The 23811-nt window shown below is 65.0% G+C and carries 25 protein-coding genes; 18 read left to right on the top strand and 7 right to left on the bottom strand.

What is annotated here, in order from left to right; translation table 11 throughout:
* Positions 1-203: 203 nt before the first annotated feature.
* From ACZ0BA_RS05500 to ACZ0BA_RS05485, 4 genes are all read left to right on the top strand, one after another.
* Positions 204-1085, top strand: coding sequence for a flagellin N-terminal helical domain-containing protein (locus ACZ0BA_RS05500; RefSeq protein ID WP_463450324.1), 882 nt, complete (start codon positions 204-206; stop codon positions 1083-1085).
* 110 nt (positions 1086-1195) lie between these two features.
* Positions 1196-2152, top strand: coding sequence for a hypothetical protein (locus ACZ0BA_RS05495; RefSeq protein ID WP_463450323.1), 957 nt, complete (start codon positions 1196-1198; stop codon positions 2150-2152).
* A gap of 13 nt (positions 2153-2165) precedes the next feature.
* Positions 2166-3527: a chromate efflux transporter gene (chrA, locus tag ACZ0BA_RS05490; RefSeq protein ID WP_463450322.1), complete on the top strand. Its 1362-nt coding sequence runs from the start codon at positions 2166-2168 to the stop codon at positions 3525-3527.
* Between the two features lie 5 nt (positions 3528-3532).
* Positions 3533-3943 carry a hypothetical protein gene (locus ACZ0BA_RS05485; protein WP_463450321.1) on the top strand — a complete coding sequence of 137 codons (411 nt, stop codon included), beginning with the start codon at positions 3533-3535 and terminating at the stop codon, positions 3941-3943.
* Between the two features lie 84 nt (positions 3944-4027).
* On the opposite strand, the gene ACZ0BA_RS05480 is transcribed toward ACZ0BA_RS05485, so the two are convergent.
* The 7 genes from ACZ0BA_RS05480 to ACZ0BA_RS05450 are packed head-to-tail and all read right to left on the bottom strand — an operon-like array spanning position 4028 to position 10414.
* On the bottom strand, positions 4028-6115 hold the full coding sequence (locus ACZ0BA_RS05480) for a flagellar biosynthesis protein FlhA (protein WP_463450320.1): 2088 nt from the start codon (positions 6113-6115) through the stop codon (positions 4028-4030).
* Complete coding sequence (locus tag ACZ0BA_RS05475; protein WP_463450319.1) at positions 6112-7251, bottom strand: EscU/YscU/HrcU family type III secretion system export apparatus switch protein; 1140 nt, start codon at positions 7249-7251, stop codon at positions 6112-6114. Before ACZ0BA_RS05475 ends, ACZ0BA_RS05480 begins: the two co-directional genes overlap by 4 nt.
* Entirely contained in the window at positions 7244-8032 is a 789-nt protein-coding gene (locus ACZ0BA_RS05470; RefSeq protein ID WP_463450318.1) for a flagellar biosynthetic protein FliR, read from the bottom strand. Before ACZ0BA_RS05470 ends, ACZ0BA_RS05475 begins: the two co-directional genes overlap by 8 nt.
* Positions 8033-8057: 25 nt before the next feature.
* Positions 8058-8330 carry a flagellar biosynthetic protein FliQ gene (locus tag ACZ0BA_RS05465; RefSeq protein ID WP_090313971.1) on the bottom strand — a complete coding sequence of 91 codons (273 nt, stop codon included), beginning with the start codon at positions 8328-8330 and terminating at the stop codon, positions 8058-8060.
* Positions 8331-8373: 43 nt separating this feature from the next.
* The gene (fliP, locus tag ACZ0BA_RS05460; RefSeq protein WP_463450317.1) at positions 8374-9156 is read right to left on the bottom strand and encodes a flagellar type III secretion system pore protein FliP; all 783 of its coding nucleotides are present in this window, start codon (positions 9154-9156) and stop codon (positions 8374-8376) included.
* On the bottom strand, positions 9153-9524 hold the full coding sequence (locus ACZ0BA_RS05455) for a FliM/FliN family flagellar motor switch protein (protein ID WP_463450316.1): 372 nt from the start codon (positions 9522-9524) through the stop codon (positions 9153-9155). Before ACZ0BA_RS05455 ends, fliP begins: the two co-directional genes overlap by 4 nt.
* Before the next feature lie 5 nt (positions 9525-9529).
* On the bottom strand, positions 9530-10414 hold the full coding sequence (locus ACZ0BA_RS05450) for a FliM/FliN family flagellar motor switch protein (RefSeq protein ID WP_463450315.1): 885 nt from the start codon (positions 10412-10414) through the stop codon (positions 9530-9532).
* A 664-nt stretch (positions 10415-11078) separates the two neighbouring features.
* Here ACZ0BA_RS05450 and ACZ0BA_RS05445 point away from each other — a divergent pair.
* The 14 genes from ACZ0BA_RS05445 (at position 11079) to ACZ0BA_RS05380 (ending at position 23773) form a co-directional block, all read left to right on the top strand.
* Positions 11079-11450: a flagellar hook-basal body complex protein FliE gene (locus ACZ0BA_RS05445; RefSeq protein WP_463450314.1), complete on the top strand. Its 372-nt coding sequence runs from the start codon at positions 11079-11081 to the stop codon at positions 11448-11450.
* Between the two features lie 47 nt (positions 11451-11497).
* Entirely contained in the window at positions 11498-13252 is a 1755-nt protein-coding gene (gene fliF / locus ACZ0BA_RS05440) for a flagellar basal-body MS-ring/collar protein FliF (RefSeq protein WP_463450313.1), read from the top strand.
* Positions 13236-14279, top strand: a complete 1044-nt coding sequence (locus ACZ0BA_RS05435) for a flagellar motor switch protein FliG (protein WP_463450312.1) — start codon at positions 13236-13238, stop codon at positions 14277-14279. Before fliF ends, ACZ0BA_RS05435 begins: the two co-directional genes overlap by 17 nt.
* Entirely contained in the window at positions 14276-14986 is a 711-nt protein-coding gene (gene fliH, locus ACZ0BA_RS05430) for a flagellar assembly protein FliH (RefSeq protein WP_463450311.1), read from the top strand. The genes ACZ0BA_RS05435 and fliH overlap by 4 nt, the downstream gene beginning before the upstream one ends.
* Positions 14983-16293, top strand: a complete 1311-nt coding sequence (gene fliI / locus ACZ0BA_RS05425; RefSeq protein WP_463450310.1) for a flagellar protein export ATPase FliI — start codon at positions 14983-14985, stop codon at positions 16291-16293. Before fliH ends, fliI begins: the two co-directional genes overlap by 4 nt.
* Positions 16290-16730 carry a flagellar export protein FliJ gene (fliJ, locus tag ACZ0BA_RS05420; protein WP_463450309.1) on the top strand — a complete coding sequence of 147 codons (441 nt, stop codon included), beginning with the start codon at positions 16290-16292 and terminating at the stop codon, positions 16728-16730. The genes fliI and fliJ overlap by 4 nt, the downstream gene beginning before the upstream one ends.
* Positions 16731-16909: 179 nt before the next feature.
* Positions 16910-18304 (top strand): flagellar filament capping protein FliD, encoded by a 1395-nt coding sequence (gene fliD, locus ACZ0BA_RS05415; protein WP_463450308.1) that lies wholly within the window; start codon positions 16910-16912, stop codon positions 18302-18304.
* 58 nt (positions 18305-18362) lie between these two features.
* On the top strand, positions 18363-18752 hold the full coding sequence (gene fliS, locus ACZ0BA_RS05410; RefSeq protein WP_463450307.1) for a flagellar export chaperone FliS: 390 nt from the start codon (positions 18363-18365) through the stop codon (positions 18750-18752).
* Positions 18745-19062 carry a hypothetical protein gene (locus tag ACZ0BA_RS05405; protein WP_463450306.1) on the top strand — a complete coding sequence of 106 codons (318 nt, stop codon included), beginning with the start codon at positions 18745-18747 and terminating at the stop codon, positions 19060-19062. The genes fliS and ACZ0BA_RS05405 overlap by 8 nt, the downstream gene beginning before the upstream one ends.
* Positions 19059-20495 carry a flagellar hook-length control protein FliK gene (locus tag ACZ0BA_RS05400; RefSeq protein WP_463450305.1) on the top strand — a complete coding sequence of 479 codons (1437 nt, stop codon included), beginning with the start codon at positions 19059-19061 and terminating at the stop codon, positions 20493-20495. The genes ACZ0BA_RS05405 and ACZ0BA_RS05400 overlap by 4 nt, the downstream gene beginning before the upstream one ends.
* A gap of 7 nt (positions 20496-20502) precedes the next feature.
* Positions 20503-21012 (top strand): flagellar basal body-associated FliL family protein, encoded by a 510-nt coding sequence (locus tag ACZ0BA_RS05395; RefSeq protein ID WP_463450304.1) that lies wholly within the window; start codon positions 20503-20505, stop codon positions 21010-21012.
* Positions 21013-21045: 33 nt separating this feature from the next.
* Complete coding sequence (locus ACZ0BA_RS05390; RefSeq protein WP_463450303.1) at positions 21046-21780, top strand: FliA/WhiG family RNA polymerase sigma factor; 735 nt, start codon at positions 21046-21048, stop codon at positions 21778-21780.
* Positions 21781-21834: 54 nt separating this feature from the next.
* Positions 21835-22755 carry a flagellar motor stator protein MotA gene (gene motA / locus ACZ0BA_RS05385; RefSeq protein WP_463450302.1) on the top strand — a complete coding sequence of 307 codons (921 nt, stop codon included), beginning with the start codon at positions 21835-21837 and terminating at the stop codon, positions 22753-22755.
* The gene (locus ACZ0BA_RS05380) at positions 22712-23773 is read left to right on the top strand and encodes a flagellar motor protein MotB (RefSeq protein WP_463450301.1); all 1062 of its coding nucleotides are present in this window, start codon (positions 22712-22714) and stop codon (positions 23771-23773) included. The genes motA and ACZ0BA_RS05380 overlap by 44 nt, the downstream gene beginning before the upstream one ends.
* Positions 23774-23811: the final 38 nt, after the last annotated feature.

Below are 23811 nucleotides of genomic sequence, written 5' to 3'. Positions count from 1 at the left end.
AAAATGTTAGGCCCGTGCATCACCCAGCAGTACAATTTCATAGGCAAATGCCCCGGTGGCGCCAGACAGACATCGGCCCGCAGAAATAATTTGAAGAAATTTCCACAAAGCATTTAATGTCCTCCCGGATACGGTCGTCTTGTACTTGGGAGAGCGCAAAATACCGACGCTCCGAACTGAATCCACCTACCAGGAGTATTTCCATGCTGAGCCTTCACACCAATTCCGCTGCTCTGTCGGCACAAAACTCGATCACCCGCACCCAGTCGTCGCTGTCGACTTCGCAGACCCGTCTGAGCACCGGTTTCCGTGTCAACTCGGCAATGGACGACGCGGCCGGCCTGCAGATCGCCACCCGTTTGAAATACCAGACCAGCGGCATGACCGTTGCAATGCGCAACACCCAGAACTCGATCTCGATGATGCAAACCGCCGAAGGCGCGCTCGACGAGACCACCAATATCCTGATGCGTATGAAGGATCTGGCCACCCAGGCAGCCGACGGTTCGTCGACCGCCGCCGACCAGACCGCCATGCAGTCGGAATTCGACGCGCTGGGCAAAGAACTGACCAACATCGTCGGCAACACCGGTTTCGGTGGTAACTCGCTGATCGGCACCAAAACCGACTCGAAGTTCAACGCCGCCATCACGTTCCAGATCGGTAGCTCGACCACTGAAAAGCTGGCCCTGGACGTCAGCACCACCCTGCAATCGATGCACACCGCCCTGGGCAACGCGACCAAGAACTTCTCCGCTGACGGCGTCGATCCAGCCGTTACCGGTACCGAGCTGACTGGCGCGGGCACCGCCAACACCATCATCGACACGCTGGCCACCGCGATCGACTCCGTTTCGACCGTCCGCTCGTCGCTGGGCGCCGTCTCGAACCGTCTGGACCACGTCTATAACAACCTGGCCAACGTTTCCACTAACACCAAAGCCGCAACTGGCCGTATCATGGACACCGACTTCGCGACCGAATCGTCGAACATGACTTCCAGCCAGATGCTGCTGCAAGCCGGTACCGCGATGCTGAAGCAGTCGAACAGCACCTCGTCGCTGGTTATGTCCTTGCTGCAATAATCGTAGCCTTTCCGTTCCGCTTGCGGGACGGAAAAACAAGGAGCCAACCGGAGTTTTCGGTTGGCTTTTTTTTCACCGAATCGCATCAGTTACATTAAAGAGCGAGCCTGATGGCCGTAGACCGCGTCGGCGCAGCGTTGCGCCCCTTGAGCATCCCCGACAGGCAGTCCGGACAGCCGGGCCCGGCCGTGCGCGGACCGATCGACGCGCGCGACAGCAACGCCCATTATCCGGTCACGCCGCTGTCGCCCGCGCCGGCCGGTCCGGCCAGCGTCGGCATGCCGTTCGACGGCCCCGACGCCCAGCCGCTGCCGCAGTCCGGACTCGAGGCGCTGGCCGCCGCGCTGGCCGATCTGCCGAACGCGTCCGAGCCGTCGGCGATGCGCCCCAACCAGGTGTTCATGTCGCGCCAGATGGTCTGGCAGCCGCCCGACACGGCCATGATGGCCGGCTCGTGGCAAACCATGGTGCGCACCTACGGCGAGCAGCGCGCCGCCTGGCTGGAACAGGCCGCCGGCCAGCACGTCCCGTCGAGCCTGTTCATGGCCGACCACACGCCGTCGGCGCTGCGCGAGGGCCGTCCCGGCCTGCCGTTGGTGACCGAAATGGAACCGTGGCGCTTTGCCGTGTTCGCTTGGGGCGCGGAACGGCTGGTGCTGCGCGTGGTCGTCAACGACGACGAGGAGCCCGTACCGCAGCGCCGCAAGCGCGCGCGCGTGGCGCTGCGGCTCGAACTGATGCTGCCCGGCCTGGGCCGCATCGTCATCCAGATGGAACCGGCGGCCGGCAACGGCGTCATCATGGAAGTGGGCGCGGCCCACACGTCGGCCATGCAACACATGCGCGAAATCCTGCCGCAGCTGGCGGCCATGGTCGGCCGCTGCGGCCTGACGATCCTGCGCTGCCGCCTGCGGCGCGAACTGCCGCCGACCAGCAGCGAACATCCCTATCCGACGCGGGCGCACACGGCGGCGCTGACGGCGGCCGTGTTCCGGGCCATGGCGGAGATGGCGGTAATACTGTCGCAGCCGCTGCCGCCGGAGGACGCCGTTGCCGAAACGGCATGATAGACTGCCGCGCATGAGCGCAAAAGACATCGAACACCGCCCCGTCGAAGCGGCGCCGCAAGCGGTCGGCTTCGGCGCCGCTTTCCTGTATTGGCTCAAGCTGGGCTTCATCAGCTTTGGCGGACCGGCCGGCCAGATCGCCATCATGCACCAGGAGCTGGTCGAACGGCGCCGGTGGATCTCGGAACAGCGCTTTCTGCACGCGCTGAATTACTGCATGGTGCTGCCCGGTCCCGAGGCGCAGCAGCTGGCGATCTACATCGGCTGGCTGATGCACCGCACGCGGGGCGGCATGGCCGCCGGCGTGCTGTTCGTGCTGCCATCGCTGTTTATATTGATCGGCCTGTCGTGGATGTATATGGCGTACGGCCACACGCCGGCCGTGTCCGGACTGTTCTACGGCATCAAACCGGCAGTCACCGCGCTGGTGCTGCATGCGGCCTGGCGTATCGGCTCGCGCACCCTGAAAAACCGATGGCTGTGGGCGATCGCAGCGGCCGCCTTCCTGTCGATCTTCGTGCTGGCGATCCCGTTCCCGCTGATCGTGCTGGCCGCCGGCCTGGCCGGCTACCTGGGCGGACGCTACGCGCCGCAGCGCTTCCACGGCGCTGGCGGCCACGGCAAAGCAGCCGCGCCGGCCGGCCCGGCGCTGATCGACGACCACACGCCGACGCCGGCCCACGCGCTGTTCAGCTGGCGCCGTTTCGGCATCGTGCTGCTGGCGCACCTGGCCCTGTGGTTGGGCGCCATGGGCGCGCTGATCGCCGTGTTCGGCACCGACGCCGTGCTCACGCGCATGGCCTGGTTCTTCACCAAGGCGGCGCTACTGACCTTTGGCGGCGCCTACGCGGTGCTGCCGTACGTGTTCCAGGGCGCGGTCGAGCACTACCAATGGCTCAGCGCGGCGCAAATGATCGACGGCCTGGCGCTGGGCGAGACCACGCCGGGGCCGCTGATCATGGTGGTGTCGTATGTCGGATTCGCCGGCGGCTGGAACACCGCCATCTTCGGCGGCGGCGCGCTGTTGCTGTCGGGCGCGGTGGCGGCGGCGGTGGTCACCTGGTTCACCTTCCTGCCGTCGTTCCTGTTCATTTTGCTGGGCGGACCGTTCATCGAATCGACCCACGGCAATCTCAAGTTCACCGCGCCGCTGACCGGCATCACCGCCGCCGTGGTCGGCGTCATCGTCAACCTGGCGCTGTTTTTCGCCTGGCATACCCTGTGGCCGGCCGGCTGGGGCGGCGCCTTCGAGTGGCCGTCCGCGCTGATCGGGCTGGCGGCCGGCGCAGCGCTGTTCCGTTACAAGCGCGGCGTGATCCAGGTCGTGGTAGCCTGCGGACTGGCCGGCTTGGCCTGGACGCTTTTCGTCAAATGAGGAATATGAAAGCTTACGTTTATCCCGCACTGCTGCTGGCCGCGCTTGGCGGTTGCGCCCTTCAAACGCCGGCGCCCAAAGCGGTGCATGTCTGGGAAAGTCCGGCGGCGGAATATCCGGCGATCTGCATGGTGATGCAATCGGACGGCACGGTCGCCTTCAAGGGTGGTTTCCAGTTCTACCAGCCGGGCACATGGCGCCAGGACGGGCAGACTGGAATGCTGACCTTAACCCTGGGCGGGACGGCGCCCTTTCCGTCGGACATCGCCAAGGTGCAGTTGCGCAGCAAGATCGGCGCGCTGGCGGCCTACAACGAGCAGCGCCGCGAGCTGACCTACAAGGTCGGCGCGGCGACGCCGTTTATCGCGCTGGGGAATTTTTACTTTTACCGCGCGGACGCCTGCCACGCCAGCTGAAACTCGCCGGCGTACACCGCCGTGACGCGCGCATGGGCGGTTACCCACCAGCCCGTGTAGAAATGGTATACCTGCCCCCCCCGTTCAACCGACGGTGCCGATGATGCTCACTTCGCGGTTCTCGGGGATCTCGTTGTACGACAGCACGTGCAGGCCCGGCGCGAACAGGCGCGCGTACCGCGCCAGCAGCGGCCGGATCTGCGGCAGCACCAGCAGCAGCGGCGGCGTGGCCTGCTGCTTCATCTGCTCGCGCGCGACCGGCATATTGACCTGCAACTGCGCCAGCAGGTGCGGGTCGATCGGGTAGTTGTCGAGTACGACCTTGCCGCCCTGGCGCGCCTGGTTCAACGAACCGAGCAGCATGTTCTCCAGGTCGCCGCCGAGGTTGAACGCCAGCATTTCGGTCCTTTGCCCGAACAGCCCGGTGACGATCTGGCGCCGCAGCGCGCAGCGCACCTCGGCCGCCAGCAGGATCGGGTCCTTGGTGGTCTCGGAACTGTCGACCAATGTGGTGGCGATCGGCACGATGTCCTTCAACGAGACGTTCTCGGCCAGCAGCACGCGGAACACCCGCAGCATCTGCGTGTGCGTCAGCGCCTTGTCCAGCGACGCGGCCAGCTTGGGCGACAGCGCCGTCAGACGGTCCATCAGCGCCGGCACGTCCTCGTGCCGGAACAGCTCCGGCAGGTATTCGCGGATCAGCTTGGACAAATGGGTGGCGATCGCGCTTGGCGTCTCGACCACCTGGTAGCCCAGCCCCAGCGCGTTGGCCTTTTCGCTGGTCTCGATCCACGTCACCGGCATGCCGTAGGCGGGCTCGATGCCGGGGATGCCATCGATCTGGCCGTAAATATTGGGCGACGGGATCGCCATCAGGCGGTCGGCAAACACTTCGGCCTGGGCCACCACGCTGCCCGAGAGCATCACCGAGTACTGCGTCGGTTTGAGGCCGAGGTCGTCGCGCACGATGATCGGCGGCAGCAGCAGGCCCATCGATTCGGACAGGCTCTGGCGCACGCCGCGCACCCGCTTGGTCAGCGGCTCGCCGTGCGTCTTGTCGATCAGGCCGACCAGCTTGTAGCCCAGCGCGAGCTGCAACTGCTGCACCGCCGGCAGGCTGTGCCAGTCGAGCTCGGGCGCGCGGTCGTCGCGCAGCGCCGCCTCGATGGCGTCGATGCCGGACGTGTCGGGCGCCTTGACCACCTGCCCCAGCTTCCAGCCCACATAGGCTAGCACCAGCGCGAACGGGGTGAACATTTGCCATGGCATGCCCGGCACCACGGCCAGGATGATCATCATGCCGGCCGCGCTGAACATCACCTGCGGCGACGTCAGCACCTGGTCGCCGACCTGCTTCTCGAAGTCGCCCGAGTCCGAGATGCGGGTGACCAGGATGGCCGAGGCGGCCGACAGCAGCAGCGCCGGGATCTGCGCCACCAGGCCGTCGCCGATGGTCAGCAGCGCGTATTGCTTGAAGGCGTCGCCGAACGACATGTCCTGCATGATGGCGCCGATCGCCACGCCGCCGACCATGTTGATGATCAGAATCAGGATACTGGCGACGGCGTCGCCGCGCACGAACTTGGAGGCGCCGTCCATGGCGCCGTAGAAGTCGGCCTCGGCGGCGACATCCTTGCGCCGCGCCTGGGCCTTTTCCTGGTTGATCAGGCCGGCGTTGAGGTCGGCGTCGATGGCCATCTGCTTGCCCGGCAAGGCGTCCAAGGTGAAGCGCGCCGACACTTCCGAAATCCGCTCGGCGCCCTTGGTCACCACCATGAAGTTAATGATCATCAAGATCACGAACACCACGATACCGACCACGTAGTTGCCGCCGATGACGACCTCGCCGAACGCTTCGATCACCTGGCCGGCCGCGGCCGTACCTTCATGGCCGTGCAGCAGCACCACCCGGGTCGAGGCCACGTTCAACGTCAGCCGCAGCATCGTGGTGGCCAGGATCACCGTCGGGAACACCGAGAAGTCCAGCGGCCGCTTGGCCGAGACGGCGACCATGATGACGATCAGGGCCAGTACGATGTTGAACGTGAACATCACGTCCAGCAGGATAGGCGGCAACGGCAGGATGATCATCGCCAGGATCACCAACAGGAATATCGGTGTGGCGAACTTGTGGCGACGCGCTTCGGCGATCAACCGCTGGAAAAAATTCATGACTGCTTAACCTCGCTCATGGATGTTGGTACGACGACTTCAGTTGGATACGCCGGCTGCGCGGGGCGCCGGCCGGTACGGAATGCTTTCAGTTGCAGCACATAGTTCAGCACCTGCGAGACCGCCTGGTACAGCTGCACCGGGATCTGCTGGTTGACCTGGCTGGTGTTGTAGATGGCGCGCGCCAATGGCGCCAGCTCCATCACTTCGATCTTGTGTTCGGTGGCGATCTGGCGGATGTAGAGCGCCATCTCGTCGACGCCCTTGGCCACCACGTACGGCGCCTCGGCGCGGTCGTGGTCGTACTTGAGCGCGACCGCATAGTGCTCCGGGTTGACGATGACAACGTCTGCGCTGGGCACGGTCTTGCGGGCGCTGTTGCGCGCCAGCGCGCGCTGCAGCTGGCGGATGCGCCCTTTCACCTCGGGCCGGCCCTCGGTCGACTTGTGCTCCTCCTTCTGGTCCTGCTTGCTCATGCGCTGCTGCTTGGCAAAGAAAAAGGCCTGCGCCGGCACGTCGATCAGCGCGAAGATGACGAACACGGCGATCAGCGCCATCAGGCTGTCGAGCATCAGGTTCGAGCCGTTCATCATCGCCAGCCCCATCGGCATGTGCTGCAGCTGCGTGTAATCCTTCACCGTCGAGCGGGCAACGTGGATCAGCACGGAAATCAGCACGCCGGCCTTGGCGATCGACACCAGCAGCTCGAAGGCGTGTTTGCCGCCGAACAGCCGGCCCAGGTTGGCGGCCGGGCTCATGCGGCTCAGCTTGGGCGCCCAGTGCTTGGTGCTCATCACCCAACCGCCCGGCACCATCGCGCCCAGCACGATGAACAAGGGCACAACAAACAGCGGCAGCACCATCTTGATGAACAACCACATGGCGCTGCCGAACACGGTCGACATCGCGTTGTCGATCGACCCGGTGCTGTCGAACGGCGCAAAGCTCTGGTGGAAGATTTCGTGGAACTCGGCCATATAGGTGGGCAACAGGTAGACAAAAAGCTTCAGGCTCACCAGGATGCCGATCGCCGTCGACAGGTCGCGCGAACGGACCACCTGGCCTTCGTCGCGCGACTTTTTCAGCTTCTGTTGTGAAGCCTTTTCTGTTTTGTCGCCGCTGCTATTGTCAGCCATTGGCGGCCACCTGCATCTGCTGGCGGATCAGCTCCAGCACCTGGTTGGTCATGCGCACGTAATGCTCGGGAATGAAGCGCACCACTTCGGCCAGCATCATCAGCCCGAAGATGGTGATCACCGAAAAGCCCAGCGCGAACAGGTTCAGGCTGGGGGCGACCCGGTTCAAAAAGCCGAAGCCGAGCTGCACCACCAGCGTGGAAAACACGATCGGGATCGCCAGCAGCATCGCCGCCGAGAAGATCCAGGCGACGTTGTAGGCCACCGCGTTGAGCAGCATCGGCGAGTAGCCCTGCCCCAGCGGCCAGGCGCGGAAGCTCTGGCCGATGATGTTGGAGATCACCAGGTGGCCGTCGATGGCGAAGAACACGATGATCGACAGCACCGACAGCAGCGCCGAGACCACGTCCGACGACTGGCCGTTCATCGGGTCGTTCATGACCGCCATCGAAAAGCCCATCTGCGACGACACCATGAAGCCGAGCACGCCGATGACGGACATCGCGAAGTGGAACGCCAGCCCGAGCACGAAGCCGATCAGCGCCTGCTCGATGGTGGCGACCACGCCGTGCATCGAGAACGGGTCGATGTTGTAGCCGCCGACGCCGCCGGTGGCCGGCAGCATCAGCACCGACAGCACCAGCGCGATCAGGATGCGCACCGTCACCGGCGTGACCGCCTCGCCCAGCACCGGGGCGCCGATGAACATCGCCAGGATGCGGCAAAACGGCCACCAGATGGCGGTGAGCATCGGCAGCAGCTGGGCCAGGACCGGTTCCATGTCGGGGTTGTCGGGGCGAGCGCCGCTAGCCGACCAGGGTGGCGGCGCGGGTGAAAATGGAGACGCAGAAATCCATCAGGTAGCCGGCCATCCAGCGGCCCATCAAAATGATGGCCAGCAGGGTGACCAGCAACCTGGGCAGGAAACTGAGCGTCTGTTCGTTGATCTGCGTGGCCGCCTGCACCAGCGCCACCAGCAGGCCCATGATCAGGCCCGGCACCACCAGCAGGATCACCAGCAGCATGACGATGTGCAGCGATTCGACCACCAGGTCGACGGCAACTTCGGGAGTCAGCATGGGTTGGCCTATCTCAATCCACTATTCAATACATCTAATACAGCTAATACGCCTGCACGCTGGTCACGAGCGTGTTGACGGTCAGGGTCCAGCCGTCGACCAGCACGAACAGCAACAGCTTGAACGGCAGCGAGATGACCAGCGGCGACAGCATCATCATGCCCATCGCCATCAGCACCGACGACACCACCAGGTCGATCACCAGGAACGGAATGAACAACATGCAGCCGATCTGGAACGCGGTCTTCAACTCCGACAGCACGAACGCGGCCAGCTTGACGGTGAAGGCGTGCTCGGCCGGCGTGGCGACCTTGTCCTCGCCGGCCAGGTGGGCGATCTGCTGCAGCGCGGCCTTGCTGGTCTGCGCCAGCATGAAACGGGAAATGGGTTTTTCGGCGATCTGCAGCGCCGTCTCCAGGCTGATCTTGTCCTGGTCGTACGGCACAAAGGCGTCGGTCCAGATCTGGTCGCCGATCGGGCGCATCACCAGCAGGGTCAGGATCAGGGCGACGCCGGTGATCACGCGGTTGGGCAAGCCCTGCTGCAGGCCCAGCGCCTGGCGCAGCAACGACAGCACGATCACGAAACGGGTAAAGCTGGTCATCATCATGACCATCACCGGGAGCAGGCCCAGCAAGGTCATGACGATCAGGATTTGCATCTTGACCGTCAATTCGGTCTTGGCGCCCGGCACCACATTGGCCAGCAAATCGACCGCCTGGGCGGCGCCCGCGGCCAGCGCCAACGTCAAACCAAGTCCGATCGCCACCACGGCCGAGGCCCCGGCGGCGGGCCGGCGCCGCAGCGTCGTCACACTCCGGGTCATGAAGTCATCATGTCGAGATTGAGGCCGTCCAGGTCGATGACTTTGAGGCCGTAGTTTTCGCCGGCCACCACCACTTCGGCGCGGCCGATGGCGGTGCCGTTGACCTTGATGACCAGCGGCTCGCCGGCCAGCACGTCGAGCTCGACCACGCTGTCCGGGCCGATCGCCATCAGTTCCTGCAGCGAGATGCGCGCCGAGCCGACCTCCAGGGTCAACGTCACCGGAATCTTGCGCATCATCGCCGGCAGGTCGCGACGCGGCGCGGCGGCCGGCACCTCGGCCAGCTCGGTGCCAACCTGGTCGATGATCATTTCCTCGGACAGGTCTTCCAGCAAGGCGTCAGTTGGATTGGCTACGTTCATGTTCATCATGTTTATTCAACATCTTCAAAGGAGGTTAGACAGAGTTTGCCCTTGTGCTCGGTCACGGCCGCGGTGAACAGCCGGGAATCCTCGAGCAGGACGTCGGCTCTGCTCAGGCTGATGGGGATGACATCGCCAACCTGCAAATCGTACAAGACGCCCAGCATCACTTCCTTGCTGGCCAAACGGCCCGTCAGCCCCACCTGCAGGCGCTGCGCCAGCGGCGGCGCGGCCTGCGGTTTCTTGGCGCCGTCGCGGTCGCGCAACAGGCCGCGCAACACGCTGGCCATCAGCGCCTTGTCGAGCGCGAACCAGAACTGCCCGGTGGCGCCGCTGACGTTGTCGGCCAGCGTGACGGCGATGGTCCAGTTGCCCTTGGGCGGCGGCGCGCCGGGGGCCGGCTTGAAGCCGGTGTCGGCCGCGTCCTGCTCGCCGTCGGCGGGCGGGGCCTTGTCGATCACCGGCAAATTCAGTTCGATGCGCCCGGCCAGTGTGCCGGCCAGTTGTTGCCCTAAAACCACAGCCAGGCGCTCTTCGGTGGCGGTCACGCGCACCGTGTTTTCATCGACGGCAACCGGTGCATTGTCGGACTTGCCGCTACTTCCATAACGGAAGTTGAGTACGCTGAGCAACACTTTACGCTCGAGCGAAAAGGAAATTTGGCCGGCCGGGGCCGCAAAACTCAACCAGCGTCCGCGCTGGGCGCCGTCGAAGCGGGTGAACTGCACGTCCTCGACCCGGAACGCGCCCCAATAGCGGCGGTTCATATTGAGCCGCATGGCCTGCGTCAGGTCGTCGCGCAACTGGGCCGCGAAGATGTGCAGCAAGTGCACCGGACGGCCCAGCAAGCAGGGGTCCAGTACCTGATGGTGCGCACTCTGTTTTGTGGTTGTCATGTTATGGCCAGGTCGGATAATTCTTCATACGGCTCCATCATCGCACTATCCAGCTAAAAACTGGTCTATTCCCAGCGCAAAATTTGGCCCCGTGCAACAGCATAACGGAAAGTAGTACGGGATCGCTAGTCGCAGTCTACATGAAAATTCACATTATTGCTATGGGACAAGTTTTGTCGCATGATGTTTACGTAGGGCAAATAAACCTTTACAAGAATATTGCTACCCGGTAAGCTGAACGCAGCCTCATAGAGCAATCGCTGCAATGCAACAAACATGAACAAACGGCCCTTAGTGAATGATTTATAACGGTATTTACTCCAGGAAAACACTTTTCAGGAGATCCGAAATTGGCAACGCAAACATTTAATCTGGGTACGATCAAAACGTGACATTTTCCCGCCGCACACCACCGCCCGACACAATTGCCGCAGTGCAATGCACCAGGGCTATTCCGACACCGCGCTCGCTGTTTTTCATACAAGACTGTGACATGCAAACCGGATGTGTAGCACGAACGCAATAGAGACCACGCGGCACACCCCGGCAATCAACGCTTCGATCACGCCGGGCTTGCTGCATACGGGCAATCTGGATATGGTAGACAGGTGGGACCGGGGCGGCACACAAGCCGCCGGGTCGCACGCAACAGGAGGTAACAAGCATGAGTAATGGATTCTCCAGCCTGATTCAGGCCGACCTGGCGTCGCTGACCAACGCCGCCCAGACGCTGGGCAGCAGCGCCATCGCGCCGGCGGCCCAGTTCGGCGGCCAGCCCGGCCAGTTCGGCCAGTTGGGCGCCGAGGCCAACCCGGGCTTTTCGTTCGCCCAGTCGATGAAGGACGCGATCGGCAAGGTCAACGACGGCGACGCCGCCGCCGGCCAGAAAATGGCCGATGTCGACGCCGGCAAGAGCGACGACCTGGTCGGCGCCATGCTGGCCAGCCAGGAAGCCAGCCTGTCGTTCTCGATGCTGATGCAAGTGCGCAATAAAGTCATGGGCGCCGTCGACGAACTCATCAAGCTGCCGCTGTAACCGCACCGCCCCAGTAACCGCGCACCCACAACGCGAAAGCCCTTACCGTGATCAACACCATCAAGACCGCCTTTGGTCGCTGGCGCACCAGCCCGGCCGCCATGTCGCTGCCCCCGAACCTGCTCAAGAACCTGTATCCGCTGCTGTTGCTGGCGATCGGCGTGACGGCGCTGGTGCTGATGTACCTTTGGAACGACCAGTCCGGCTACAAGCCGGTCTTCGGCGCGCGCGAAAAAGTCTCGGCGTCCGACATGATGACCGTGCTCGACACCGACCACATCCCCTACCGCCTGCATCCCGAGAGCGGCCAGGTGCTGGTGCCGGCGTCGATGCTGGGCAAGGTGCGCATGCTGCTGGCGGCCAAGGGCGTCACCGCCCAGCTGCCGGCCGGCCTGGAACTGATGGACAAGAACGACCCGCTGGGCGTGTCGCAGTTCGTCCAGGACGTGCGTTTCCGCCGCGGCCTGGAAGGCGAGCTGGCGCAATCGATCATGACCATGGACGCCATCGCGCATGCCCGCGTGCACCTGTCGATCGCCAAGTCGACCTCGTTCGTGTCGTCCGACGGCGACAAATCGTCGGCCTCGGTGGTGGTGGCGCTCAAGCCGGGCCGCACCCTGCAGCCGGAAGCGATCGCCGCCGTCGTCAACATGGTGGCCGGCAGCGTCGCCAGCCTCAACCCGCAGCGCGTGAGCCTGGTCGACCAGACCGGCAACCTGCTGTCGTCGCACATCGACCTGACCGAGGGCTTCGACGCCGGCAGCGCCAGCAACGAAAACGGCAAGCGCATCCAGGACGAGGTCAAGGCCAACGTCAAGAACCTGCTCGGTCCGGTGATCGGCGACGACAACTTCCGCCTGAGCGTGATGGCCGCCGTCGACAACGACAAGATCGAGGAGACGGTGGAGAAATTCGGCGCCGATCCGAAAGTGACCAGCGAGGCGATGCGCGAGGAGCAGGACCGCAACCGCATGACGATGGGCGTGCCGGGCACCTTGTCGAACCGGCCGCCGCCGGCCAACCCGAATCCGGCCGACGCCGCCAAGCCGGCCACCGATCCGGCCAGCGCCGGCGACGGCACCGCGCGCAAGAACGCCACCACGCGCCAGTACGCCTACGACCGCAGCATCACCCAGACCAAGCGCAGCCGTGGACGCCTGCAAAAACTCAGCGTGGCCGTGGTGCTGGCGCAGGCCGCCGCGCCGACGCCGAAAACCGGCTGGAGCGCTGCCGAGATCGCCAACATCGACAAAATCCTGCGCAACGGCCTGGGCATCAACGCCGAGCGCGGCGACCAGCTGGTGGTGTCGGCCATGAACTTCCCGCCGAAAGCGGCCGTGACGCCATGGTGGGAAGAGCGCGACAACATCGTCGACATCAGCTCCTACGTGATCTACGGCGTCGGCCTGCTGCTGGGCTACCTGTTGATACTGCGTCCGCTGCTGCGCCTGGTGACGGTGCGCTTCACGCCCGATCCGAAAGAATTGCAGCGCGTGGCCGCCGAGCGCCGCGCCGCCGAAGCGGCCGCCGTGGCCGCGGCCAAGGAAGCCAAGGATGCCAAGGACGGCGTGCTGCCGGCGCTGCCGGGCGCCGCGCCGGGCACGCCGGGCGCCCCTGCCCTGCCGGGTTCGGCGCAGCCGGGCATGCCGGTGGTGCCGCTGCTGGAGAACTACGATCTGCCGCCACCGGGCTCGGCGGTCGATGTCATGGTCGACCACCTCAAGGTGCTGGCCGCCAAGGAACCGGAACGCGTAGCCGAAGTCGTTAAACAATGGATGCAGAAAAATGGCCGAACTCAATAAACCGCAGGACTCCGACGAGTCCGAATACGCCCACGCCACCAAGCTGTCGCCGGTGGAACAGGCCGCGATCGTCTTGCTGAGCATAGGCGAGGAGCCGGCCGCGGCCGTGCTGCGCTGCCTGAGCCGCGAGGAGCTGATCGAGGTCACGCAAGTGATGTCGCGCATGAGCGGCATCAAGGTCGAGTCCGTCAAGGCGGCGATGCAGACCTTCTTTGACGACTACCGCGAGCAATCCGGCGTGCACGGCGCCTCGCGCAGCTACCTCAAGCGCTCGCTTGATTTGGCGCTGGGCGGCGACCTCGCCAACACGGTGCTCAACAACATCTACGGCGACGAGCTGCGCCCGAAAATGGCGCGCCTGCAGTGGGCCTCGCCGAAGTGGCTGGCCGAATACATCTCCAACGAACACGTGCAGATGCAATCGGTGTTCCTGGCCTTCCTGCCGCCGGCGCTGGCCGGCCAGATCATCGACGCGCTGCCGCAGGAGGGCCGCGACCTGGTGCTGCTGAACCTGGCGCGCCTCGACGAGATCGACCGCGACCTGCTGCAGGAGCTCGACGAGCTGGTGGTGCGCTGCCTGAGCTCGTTCGACTCGCAAAGCACCAGCGTCGAGGGCATCCGCCAGGCCGCCGAGATCCTCAACCGCCTGCCGGGCAACCGCGCGCAGATGGTCGAACTGCTGCGCGCCCATGATCCGGAGGTGGTGGCCCAGATCGAACTGTCGATGTACGACTTCTTCATCCTCGGCAACCAGTCCGAAGTGGCGATCACCCGCATCATCGAGGAAGTGCCGCTGGAACAATGGGCGATCGCGCTCAAGGGCGCCGAAGTGTCGATCCGCGACGCCATCCTCAAGACCATGCCGAAACGCCAGGCCCAGGCCTTCGAGGACATGATGCGCCGCGCCGGCCCGATGCCGATGTCGCGCATCGAGCAGACCCGCCAGGAGATCATGGCCACCGTCAAGGCCTTGGCCGACGGCGGCGAGATCGAGATTCAATTGTTCGCCGAACAGGTGGTCGAATGAAGCAGTTCCGCGCCTACCGCTTTCCGCCGCTGGCCCAGTTCACCTCGATGGCGCACCAGCGCGCCGTGGCGCAGAGCCACGGCCAGGGCGGCGACGGCGGCGCCCAGTGGGCGGCGTCGGTCAGCGAAGGGTTTGAACAAGGCCAGCGCGACGGTTACGAGATCGGCATGGCGCGCGGCCAGGAGGACGGCTTCGAAGCCGGCCGCACCGCCGGCCAGGAACAGGGCCGCGAGGAAGGCCGCCACGAAACCCTGGTCGCCTACGACCAGATGGCGCGCCCGGTCGACGCCATGCTCAAGAGCCTGAAAAAACTGCGCTCGGACTACCGCGCCGCGCAGCGCAAGGAAGTGGTCGACCTGGTGGCCAAGGTGGCGCGCCAGGTGATCCGCGCCGAGCTGGCGTTGCAGCCGGTGCAGCTGATGGCCCTGGTCGAGGAAACGTTGGCATCGATGCCACCGACGCGCGAGGAGATCGACGTCTTCCTCAACCCGGAAGAACTGAAGCGCATCGCCGAACTCGATCCGAAACGTTCCAAGCGCTGGAACCTGATCCCCGACGCCCGCCTGGAAGTGGGCGAGTGCCGCATCAAGGCTGGCGATAACGAAGTCGATGCCGGATGTCATCAACGTCTTGCCGCTGTCATGGAACAGGTCGATAATCAATTGCAGGCGGCCGATGGCGGCGACGATACGGAGACCGAAGAGTGATCGCTGACGCGTTACGCAATCTCGAGCTGGGCTCCGTGCCCATGGCGACCCCGACGGGCCGCCTGGTCGGCGCGTCCGGGCTGCTGCTCGAGGCGGTCGGCTGTCCGATGCACACCGGCCAGCGTTGCCAGATTGAGACAGTCGGCGGCGAATGGCTCGACGCCCAGGTCGTTGGCTTCCGCGACAAGCTTTCCTTTTTGATGCCGTTCAAAAAAGCGGTCGGCCTGACCACCGGCGCCCGCGTGCTGCCGTCGGCCGAAAAAGTCAGCCTGCAGATCGGCTCGAGCTGGCTGGGCCGCATGGTCAACGGCCTGGGCGAACCGATCGACGGCCTGGGCAAGCTCAGCGGCGACTTTCCGCTCGAGTCGCAACCGCCGCGCGTCCATCCGCTGAAGAAAAAACCCGTCACCGAGCCGCTCGACGTCGGCGTGCGCGCCATCAATTCCATGCTCACCCTGGGCAAGGGCCAGCGTGTCGGCCTGATGGCCGGCTCCGGCGTCGGCAAGTCCGTGCTGCTGGGCCTGATGACCCGCCAGACCGTGGCCGACGTCGTCGTCGTCGGCCTGATCGGCGAGCGCTCGCGCGAGGTGCGCGAATTTGTCGACATGTCGCTCGGCAAGGACGGCCTGGCCAAGGCGGTGCTGGTGATCGCGCCGGCCGACGAAAGCCCGCTGATGCGCATCATGGCAACCGAACTGTGCCACTCGATCGCCGCCCACTACCGCGACCAGGGCAAGAACGTGCTGCTGCTGGTCGATTCGCTGACGCGCTACGCGATGGCGATGCGCGAAGTGGCGCTGGCGCTGGGCGAGCCGCCGGCCACCAAGGGCTATCCGCCGTCGGTGTTCTCGGCGCTGCCGCAGCTGGTCGAATCGGCCGGCAACGGCGAAAACCAGACCGGCTCGATGAGCGCGATCTACACCGTGCTGGCCGAGGGCGACGACCAGCAGGACCCGGTGGTCGACACCGCCCGCGCCGTGCTGGACGGCCACATCGTGCTGACCCGCGAGCTGGCCGAGCGCGGCCACTATCCGGCGATCGACATCGGCGCCTCCATCAGCCGCTGCATGAGCCAGGTCATCACGCAGGAACACATGCTGGCCGCGCGCGCGCTCAAGTCGAGCATGGCCCGCCACAACCGCGTGCGCGACCTGATCCCGCTGGGCGCGTACGTGCCGGGCGCCGATCCGATCACCGACAAGGCGGTCATGCTGCACCCGAAAGTGGAAGATTTTCTGTGCCAGGGTACCAAGGAAGAAGCGCCGTTCGCGCCGTGCGTAAGTGAACTTGAAAAGCTGATGACATGAGCCACCACAATATCCGCAACCTGACCACGCTGGTCGCGCTGCGCAACACCGAGGTCGAGCGTCTGCAGACCGAGATGGCGGAAAAGCAAAACTTGCGCGACCGCTATCAGAAAAACCTGGACCGCCTGACCGGGCTGTACACCAACAGCGGCGCCAGCGGCAATCTGCACCCCGCGCTGGCCGGCAACTGCGGCGACTACAAACAGGCCGTGATGCAGATGGCCGACAGCCACCGGCTCGACCTGCACATGCACGAGGCCGACATGGCGGTGTCGCAAAAGGCGCTCAACGCGGCCTGGGCCAAGCGCGAGGTGCTGGGCAAGGTGCTGGTGACCCAGCAGAAGGTGGTGTTGAAGGAACAGGACGCCAAGGAGCGCAAGCAACACGACGACCTGGCCACCCAGGCCTGGCTGCGCGGACAGAAAGCGCCCGTGTAATCTTAGCGCCTTGCCAAATCTGTTGTCGCGGCGTCATTGATGAGCTTAATGACACATTCCACGCCCGTCGCGACACATTTGCAACACCTAAAAAAAAGTTAGAAATATTTTCATACGGAAACGATTAGGGTCGCCTTGTATCAAGGTACACTTCATTCATCCTTTCCAGGAGCAAGATCATGGCAGTCATCAGCAGTCCGACCTACGACCCGAAAACCACCGCGACCAACCTCGCCAACGCCTATGTGGCCCCGACCAAGGCGATCCTGGACGCGCAAGCGGCGCTGGCCAAGGCCACGTCGGGCGCGCTGACGACGCTCGGCTCGGCGCTGAGCGCGTTCCAGGGCGCGCTGTCGGGCCTGACCTCGGGCACCAAGACGGTGACGGCCAACGCGGCGACGATGAGCAACCCGGCCGTCGCCAGCGCCAGCGCCAACTCGAAGGCCGTGTCCGGCACGTATTCGTTCTACGTCGAGCAACTGGCCACCGCCGGCCAGGTGTCGTACAACGTTGCCGACAGCACCGCCACCAATGCCGGCTCGCTCAACATCGCGCTGGCCGACGGCTCGACCTTCCAGGTCTCGCTGACCAACGCCGACAGCGACGTCGACGGCAAGCTCAGCGCCAAGGAAATCGCCGCCGCCATCAATGTGGCCGCCACCAACAATTCGCGCGTCTCGGCCTCGACGATGACGATCAACGGCGTCTCCAAGCTGGTGCTGACATCGACCAAGACCGGCGCCGACAATGCCGTGGCGTCGATCGACGTCAGCGGCCTGGGCGACCCGGCGCTGCAGGGCGACCTGTCGGCCAAAACCGTGCTCAGCGCCGCGAGCAACGCCATCGTCTGGATCGGCGGCCAGAACGGCACCAAGATCGAGCAGGCGTCCAACACCATCAGCGCCATCGACAACGTCAGCATCACCGTCACCCAGGCGCAGGCCGCCAATGCCGCGCCGGTGACCTTGACGGTGGCCCCCGACAGCAGCGGCACGGCCGCCAACGTCCAGGCGTTCGTGACCGCCTACAACGCGCTGCTGACCGTGATGAACACGGTGACCAGCGCCGGCACCGACGGCGCCGAGGGCGCGGACGCCGCGCTGCACGGCGACGCCGGCGTGGCGTCGTTGCGCGACCGCCTGGGCTCGGCGCTGCGCGCAGCCACCGGCGGCCAGTCGCTGATCAACTTCGGCATTTCGGCAGGACGCGACGGCATGCTCACGCTCGACACCGCCCGCCTGAACAAGACCGTCGGCGCCAATCCGGCCGCGCTCGACACGCTGTTCGGCAAGACCGGCATCGCCGGCGCCACCGGTACCGGCGTGCTGGGCACGATGAACAAGCTGGTGTCCGGCTGGACCAACGTCAGCAACGGCTACATCGGCGCCCGCCAACAGGTGGCGACCAAGCAGCAAACCGACGTCACGGCGCGCCTGGCGACCCTGGAAAACCAGTTCACCAATGCCTACGAACGGTATCTGGCGCAATTTACCGCGCTGCAGACCTTGCAGGGGTCGATGACCTCGACGTCGAACATGTTCACGGCGATGTTCTCGTCCGACAGCAGCAACTAGCACAACCCTTATCGCCGCGGCAATCGTGCCGCGGATACTTACCCGTACGGTGAACCTTATGTTGAACCATGAAGCTTATAGCAGTTACCACTCCACCAATCTGGACGCCCAGGTCGCACGGGCCTCGCCGATCGAGCTGGTGCTGGTGCTGACCGACGGCTTGCTCGAGGAGTTGGCGCGCGCGCGCGGCCATATCGCCGGCAAGCGTTACGAGCTCAAGGCCATCAGCCTGAACAAGTGCACCGACATCATCAACGGTCTGTCGAGCTCGCTCGACTTCGACAACGGCGGCGAGGTCGTCGAAAACCTCGGCCGCCTGTACGACTACTGCGCCGGGCGGCTCTACACCGCCGGCGTCAGCCTCGACCCGGCCATCATCGACGAGGTGACGACTTTGCTGACGACCATCAAAAAAGGCTGGCTGGGCGTACAGGCCAAAAATGGATAGGCAAGCGACGTTGTTGCAGATGGCAAAGAAAATGAGCGCCGCCATCGCCGCCGAGGACTGGAAGCTGCTGGCGGCGTTGAACACGCTGGTGGCGTCGACCTTGCCGCAAATGGCGGCGCAGGGCAAATGGAGCGGCGCCGAACGGGCCGCCTTGTCCGCTTTGCACCAAATGCATCAGCAAGCTGTGCGCCGTTGCGACCTCGCCACCGAAGACCTGGGGCGCCGTCTGAACGAAATGCAGGCAAACAAGGAGGGGTGGCTGGCCTACGCCCTCGACAGCGAACAAGCAGAAAACGGAATTCAAGCATGAGCATCACGATGAACCGCGTCAACCACGCCAGCGCCGCCGACAAGGCCGACCAGGCCGCCAAAGCCGACTTCACCACGCCGGTCGCGGCCAATCGCCGCCTGCCGGAACGCGCCGCCGACAGCGCCGCTCCCGCAAAGCAGACAGCCAACCGCAACGCGGCGGCGGCGGACGCCGGCAGCGGCCGGGCCGCGCCGGCCCGATCGGTGTTCAGCCCGGCCCCGGCCAAAAGCGCGCAAGCGGCTAAGACCACGCAGTCCGGCAAGACAGATCAGAGCGCCGAAGCGGCCGACGAAGCGAGCGCCGACGCCCCGGTGGCGGCGCCGTTTGCGCAAATTCTCACGCTGGCGGACCTGGCGTCCGCCGACACCGGCACCGACGACGGCGCTACCGCCGCGCCCGCCGCAGATGCCAACAACACCAAAGACGCCAACACCGACGGCGCCGTCGCCAGCGCCAGTACCGATACGCTGCCGGCCATGATCACTTCGATGCTCAACGCCGGCGCCGCCCCGGGCGGCACGCTGGCCCTGGCCGCCAACGCCCGTGGCGAGACGGTCAGTGCCGTGTCCACGCTGAGCAACTCGGCCACCCGCCTGAACCTGGCCGCCGCCAGCGTCGCCGTCAACGTCGTCGCGCCGCAGCAGGCCGCCGCCGATGCCGCCGCCGCCCAGTTGCAAGCGTCGGCCGCCACCGTCCAGAACGCCAACACTGTCGCCGGCGCCGCCGTTCAGGGCGCCCTCGCCCAGCAAACCAAGACCGATGCGCCCGACGCCGCCATGCCGGCGCCGGCAACGACCGCCGACGCCGCCGTCCCGCAAACGGCCAGCGCCACCCGCACCCCGCCACGCGGCGCCGAAACCGCCGCCAGCCGGCCGGCCGACGCCGCGCCGCTGGCCACCGCCACCGTGGCCAAGGACGAAAGCCGCACCACGGCCGCCGCGCCCGCCGCCACCACCGCCGGCGTGACCACCGCCGTGCCGGCGACACCGGCGTCGGCCGCCACCGTCAAGCTGGCCGGCACGCCGGAACAATGGCAGCAGCCGCTGCGCCAGGCGCTGGGCGAGCGCCTGCAGGTCAATCTGCAACGCAACAACGACCACGCGGTGATCCGCCTCGAACCGCCAAACATGGGCAGCATCGAGATCTCGATCCGACACAGCGCCGGGTCGCTGCAGGTGAACCTGTCGGCCAACAACAGCGAAGTGCTGCGCCAGCTCAACACCATCGGCGACAGCGTGCGCCAGGACTTGTCGACCCGCCAGTTCAGCGATGTCGCCGTGACGGTGTCGTCGAGCCGCGCCCAGGCGCAGGCCCAGGACGGCGGCGGGCGCAACGGCCAGCAGCGCGACCAGAACGATGGCCGCAACCCGGGCCGCGCGCTCTCCGAGGACGGCGCCGCCTCCCTCTTTGCCATGACGTCCGAGCAGGAGTAACAAGTAGATGAAGAACATGAAAATGATTGTCGCGTTCGCCCTGGTGGCGGTGGTCGGCGCGGCCGTGGCCGGTGGCGCGGTATGGTACATGTCCAAGGGCGACGAGGCGGCGACCGAAGCGCACGACGGCAAGGATGGCAAGGACGGCAAGGAAGCGAAGGCCAAAAAGGCCAAGAAGGAAGAGAAGAAGGATGAAACGCCGCCGAAATACCTGACGGTCGACAAGGTCATCATCATGCTCAAGCGGGTGCCCACCGACACCGCGGCCCACTACATGTCGGCCGACCTGGTGATCACCACCAACGCCAAGCAGGAGAAGGAAGCCAAGGAACACTTGCCGATGCTGCGCAGCGTTGCCGTGCGCACCTTGTCGAACCTGCCGATGGCGACCGCGCAAGTGATGACGATCGACCAGTTCGCGAACGAGCTGAACAAGGCGTTCGACGATACGTATGAACATGAAGGCCGGGAAAAACCATTTTCCGAAGTCATGATCGGCAAGCTCATCATCGAGTAAGCCGACCCTGGCATGAACACGAGTGGAGCGGGCATGGCCTACACAGAGCAGTATGCGGAAACTTATGCCGAAGGCTACAGTGAGGACGGCAAGGCGCCGGTCATGCACAGTGCGGCCGACGAGCAAAAGTATCTGCTTGCCTACGCGCCGCTGGTCAAACGCATTGTGCGCCAGCTCAATTCGCAGGTGGCCGGCGCCATCGACCGCGACGACATGGAGCAGATCGGCCTGATGGGACTGCTGGAGGCGCTGCGCCGCTACGGCGAACCCGACGGCGGGTTCGGCAGCTACGCCAGCCTGCGCATCCGCGGCGCCATCCTCGACGAATTGCGGCGCCAGGACTGGCGCCCGCGCGCGGTGCGCCAGCAAAGCCACAAGCTGCGCGACGCCGTGCGCGCGCTGACCCGCAAGCTCGGCCGCGAGCCCAGCGAGCAGGAGATCACGACCGGCCTGGGCTTGACGGCCGAGGCCTACCAGGCCTACCAGCTCGACGAGAACGCCGAGCTGATCGCCAGCTTCGACGAGATCCTGCAGGACAGCGTGAGCAACGAAAGCTCGCCCAGCCCGGAGGACCAGCTAATGGTGCGTCGCAGCCTGGAGCAGGCGCTGCGCAGCCTGGACGAGCGCGAGCAGCGGGTGGTGCAAATGTATTACGAGTTCGAGCTCAGCTACAAAGAAATCGCCGCCGTGCTGGACCTGACCGACGCCCGCGTCTGTCAGCTCAACAAGGCGGCGCTGGGCAAAATGAAAGCCGTACTGCAAGCCTGAACCATTCAGGCCGGACGGAAAGAATAAATATATGACGCGGAAAGGCGAATCATCATGCAGCAACTAGTCGGCATCCTCATCGTTCTAGGCAGCGTCTTCGGCGGCTTTTTCATGATGGGCGGCGCGTTCCATCAGATCTGGCAGCCGATCGAGCTGATCGTTATCGCCGGTTCCGGCCTCGGCGCGCTTGTGATCGGCAACCCCGGTCACGTGCTCAAGGAGATGATGACGCAAATTAAAAAAATCATCACCCGCAAGAAGTACGACTCGGAATTCCAGCGTCAATTGCTGTTGCTGATGTACGAGCTGCTGCAACTGGCCGCCGGCGGCCTCAAGGCGCTCGACGCCCACGTCGAGGCGCCCAAGGACAGCCCGCTGTTCCAGCGCTACCCGCGCGTGCTCGACGAACCCAAGCTGCTCGCCTTCATCGTCGACAACTTCCGCCTGATGGCCATGGGCAAAATCAACGCCCACGAACTCGAGGGCGTGCTGGACCAGGAGCTGGAAGCGCTGCACACCGAGCTCGAACAGCCGGCCAAGTCGCTCGGCAAGATCGGCGAGGCGATGCCGGGCTTCGGTATTCTGGCCGCCGTGCTGGGCATCGTGATCACCATGAACACCGTCAGCGAAGGCGCGACCTCGGGCGAGATCGCCGAGCACGTCGGCGCGGCCATGGTCGGTACCTTCATCGGTATTTTCCTGTGCTACGGCCTGATCGACCCGCTGTGCAACATGATGAAACAGCTCGTCAGCCAGGAAGCGTCCAACAAGGAAACCGTCAAGGTGGTGCTGGTGACGCACGTCGCCGGCAAGCCGGCGCTGCTGGCGATCGACTCGGGCCGCCGCCTGGTGCCGCTCAACATCAAGCCGAGCTTCGCCCAGCTTGAACGCTGGATCAACGACCTGGAAGGCCGCGACAGCGAACCAGCCGATGACAGCTCACGTCGTGGAGGCCGTGGTGCTAAAGCCGCATGACAAGGCGCATGACCAGACCATCGTCAAGCGCGGTGGCGGCAAGCACAAACACGACGACCACGGCGGCGCCTGGAAGGTAGCGTTCGCCGACTTCTGTCTGGCGTTGATGTGCCTGTTCCTGGTGCTGTGGCTGATGGCCGCCCGCAATACCGAATCGCTCGAGCAGATCCTGACCGAGGCCGACGGCGCCAAGACCGACCAGGGCAAGGGCGTCATGCCGCAACAGGTGGGCGGCCCGCGCGGCAGCCTGATCGACCGCTATCCGATGCCGCACTTCGGCACCAGCGACGACCCGGGCGAGAAAAAGAACGCCCAGGGCGAGCCGGACCCGGAACCGGTCACCACGCCGGCCAAGGTCAAGTACGAGTCGCCGGCCGACCTGGCCGCGCTGTCGAAGGCGCTGACCAAGATGAGCGCCGAGTTCGGCCTGACGTCCAACCTGGAAGCCATCATCACGCCCTACGGCTTGCGCGTGATGCTGCACGACACCGACCGCCAGGGCATGTTCGTGCGCGGCAGCGCGGTGCCGACCGACAAGTTCCGCGCGCTGTTACGCAAGATGGGACCGCTGTTCAAGAAGATGGAAAACCAGATGCTGATCGTCGGCCACACCGATTCGCTGCAATACGCGGACACCAGCTACGCCGCGTTCTCGAACTGGACCTTGTCGTCGAACCGCGCCATGTCGGCCCGTGCGCAACTGCTGGCCGGCAGCATGAATCCGGAATCGGTGCTGCAGGTGGTGGGCATGGCCGACCGCGCGCCGCTCGACACCAAGCGCGTCGACGCCGGCGTCAACCGCCGCATCGAACTGCTGATTCTGACGACCGCGCAGGCCAAGACCATCGCCGCGATGTTCGGCATGCCCGACAACTCGGTGCCGCTGACCGAGGACATCAACACCGCCCTGCCCGACCGCAGCCTGCTGGAAAAACTACGCAACTCGCTGGGCGGCGGTAGCGCCCCGCGCCAGCCTGCGCCACCGAAGCACGATTCGGGTCGCAGCGGTAACAATTAAGCGGTAACATTTAAGACATCGTATGGAAACCAAGCCAA

It is taken from the genome of Duganella sp. AC917 (assembly GCF_979258245.1).
This window is presented reverse-complemented; position numbering and strand designations above follow the sequence as displayed.

What these genes read in the sequence shown, in the direction of transcription:
- ACZ0BA_RS05500 (WP_463450324.1), top strand. Translation starts at nt 204, where the DNA reads ATGCTGAGCCTTCACACCAATTCCGCTGCTCTGTCGGCACAAAACTCG.
- ACZ0BA_RS05495 (WP_463450323.1), top strand. Translation starts at nt 1,196, where the DNA reads ATGGCCGTAGACCGCGTCGGCGCAGCGTTGCGCCCCTTGAGCATCCCC.
- chrA (WP_463450322.1), top strand. Translation starts at nt 2,166, where the DNA reads ATGAGCGCAAAAGACATCGAACACCGCCCCGTCGAAGCGGCGCCGCAA.
- ACZ0BA_RS05485 (WP_463450321.1), top strand. Translation starts at nt 3,533, where the DNA reads ATGAAAGCTTACGTTTATCCCGCACTGCTGCTGGCCGCGCTTGGCGGT.
- ACZ0BA_RS05480 (WP_463450320.1), bottom strand. Translation starts at nt 6,115, where the DNA reads ATGAATTTTTTCCAGCGGTTGATCGCCGAAGCGCGTCGCCACAAGTTC.
- ACZ0BA_RS05475 (WP_463450319.1), bottom strand. Translation starts at nt 7,251, where the DNA reads ATGGCTGACAATAGCAGCGGCGACAAAACAGAAAAGGCTTCACAACAG.
- ACZ0BA_RS05470 (WP_463450318.1), bottom strand. Translation starts at nt 8,032, where the DNA reads ATGGAACCGGTCCTGGCCCAGCTGCTGCCGATGCTCACCGCCATCTGG.
- ACZ0BA_RS05465 (WP_090313971.1), bottom strand. Translation starts at nt 8,330, where the DNA reads ATGCTGACTCCCGAAGTTGCCGTCGACCTGGTGGTCGAATCGCTGCAC.
- fliP (WP_463450317.1), bottom strand. Translation starts at nt 9,156, where the DNA reads ATGACCCGGAGTGTGACGACGCTGCGGCGCCGGCCCGCCGCCGGGGCC.
- ACZ0BA_RS05455 (WP_463450316.1), bottom strand. Translation starts at nt 9,524, where the DNA reads ATGAACATGAACGTAGCCAATCCAACTGACGCCTTGCTGGAAGACCTG.
- ACZ0BA_RS05450 (WP_463450315.1), bottom strand. Translation starts at nt 10,414, where the DNA reads ATGACAACCACAAAACAGAGTGCGCACCATCAGGTACTGGACCCCTGC.
- ACZ0BA_RS05445 (WP_463450314.1), top strand. Translation starts at nt 11,079, where the DNA reads ATGAGTAATGGATTCTCCAGCCTGATTCAGGCCGACCTGGCGTCGCTG.
- ACZ0BA_RS05435 (WP_463450312.1), top strand. Translation starts at nt 13,236, where the DNA reads ATGGCCGAACTCAATAAACCGCAGGACTCCGACGAGTCCGAATACGCC.
- fliH (WP_463450311.1), top strand. Translation starts at nt 14,276, where the DNA reads ATGAAGCAGTTCCGCGCCTACCGCTTTCCGCCGCTGGCCCAGTTCACC.
- fliJ (WP_463450309.1), top strand. Translation starts at nt 16,290, where the DNA reads ATGAGCCACCACAATATCCGCAACCTGACCACGCTGGTCGCGCTGCGC.
- fliD (WP_463450308.1), top strand. Translation starts at nt 16,910, where the DNA reads ATGGCAGTCATCAGCAGTCCGACCTACGACCCGAAAACCACCGCGACC.
- fliS (WP_463450307.1), top strand. Translation starts at nt 18,363, where the DNA reads ATGTTGAACCATGAAGCTTATAGCAGTTACCACTCCACCAATCTGGAC.
- ACZ0BA_RS05405 (WP_463450306.1), top strand. Translation starts at nt 18,745, where the DNA reads ATGGATAGGCAAGCGACGTTGTTGCAGATGGCAAAGAAAATGAGCGCC.
- ACZ0BA_RS05400 (WP_463450305.1), top strand. Translation starts at nt 19,059, where the DNA reads ATGAGCATCACGATGAACCGCGTCAACCACGCCAGCGCCGCCGACAAG.
- ACZ0BA_RS05395 (WP_463450304.1), top strand. Translation starts at nt 20,503, where the DNA reads ATGAAGAACATGAAAATGATTGTCGCGTTCGCCCTGGTGGCGGTGGTC.
- ACZ0BA_RS05390 (WP_463450303.1), top strand. Translation starts at nt 21,046, where the DNA reads ATGGCCTACACAGAGCAGTATGCGGAAACTTATGCCGAAGGCTACAGT.
- motA (WP_463450302.1), top strand. Translation starts at nt 21,835, where the DNA reads ATGCAGCAACTAGTCGGCATCCTCATCGTTCTAGGCAGCGTCTTCGGC.
- ACZ0BA_RS05380 (WP_463450301.1), top strand. Translation starts at nt 22,712, where the DNA reads ATGACAGCTCACGTCGTGGAGGCCGTGGTGCTAAAGCCGCATGACAAG.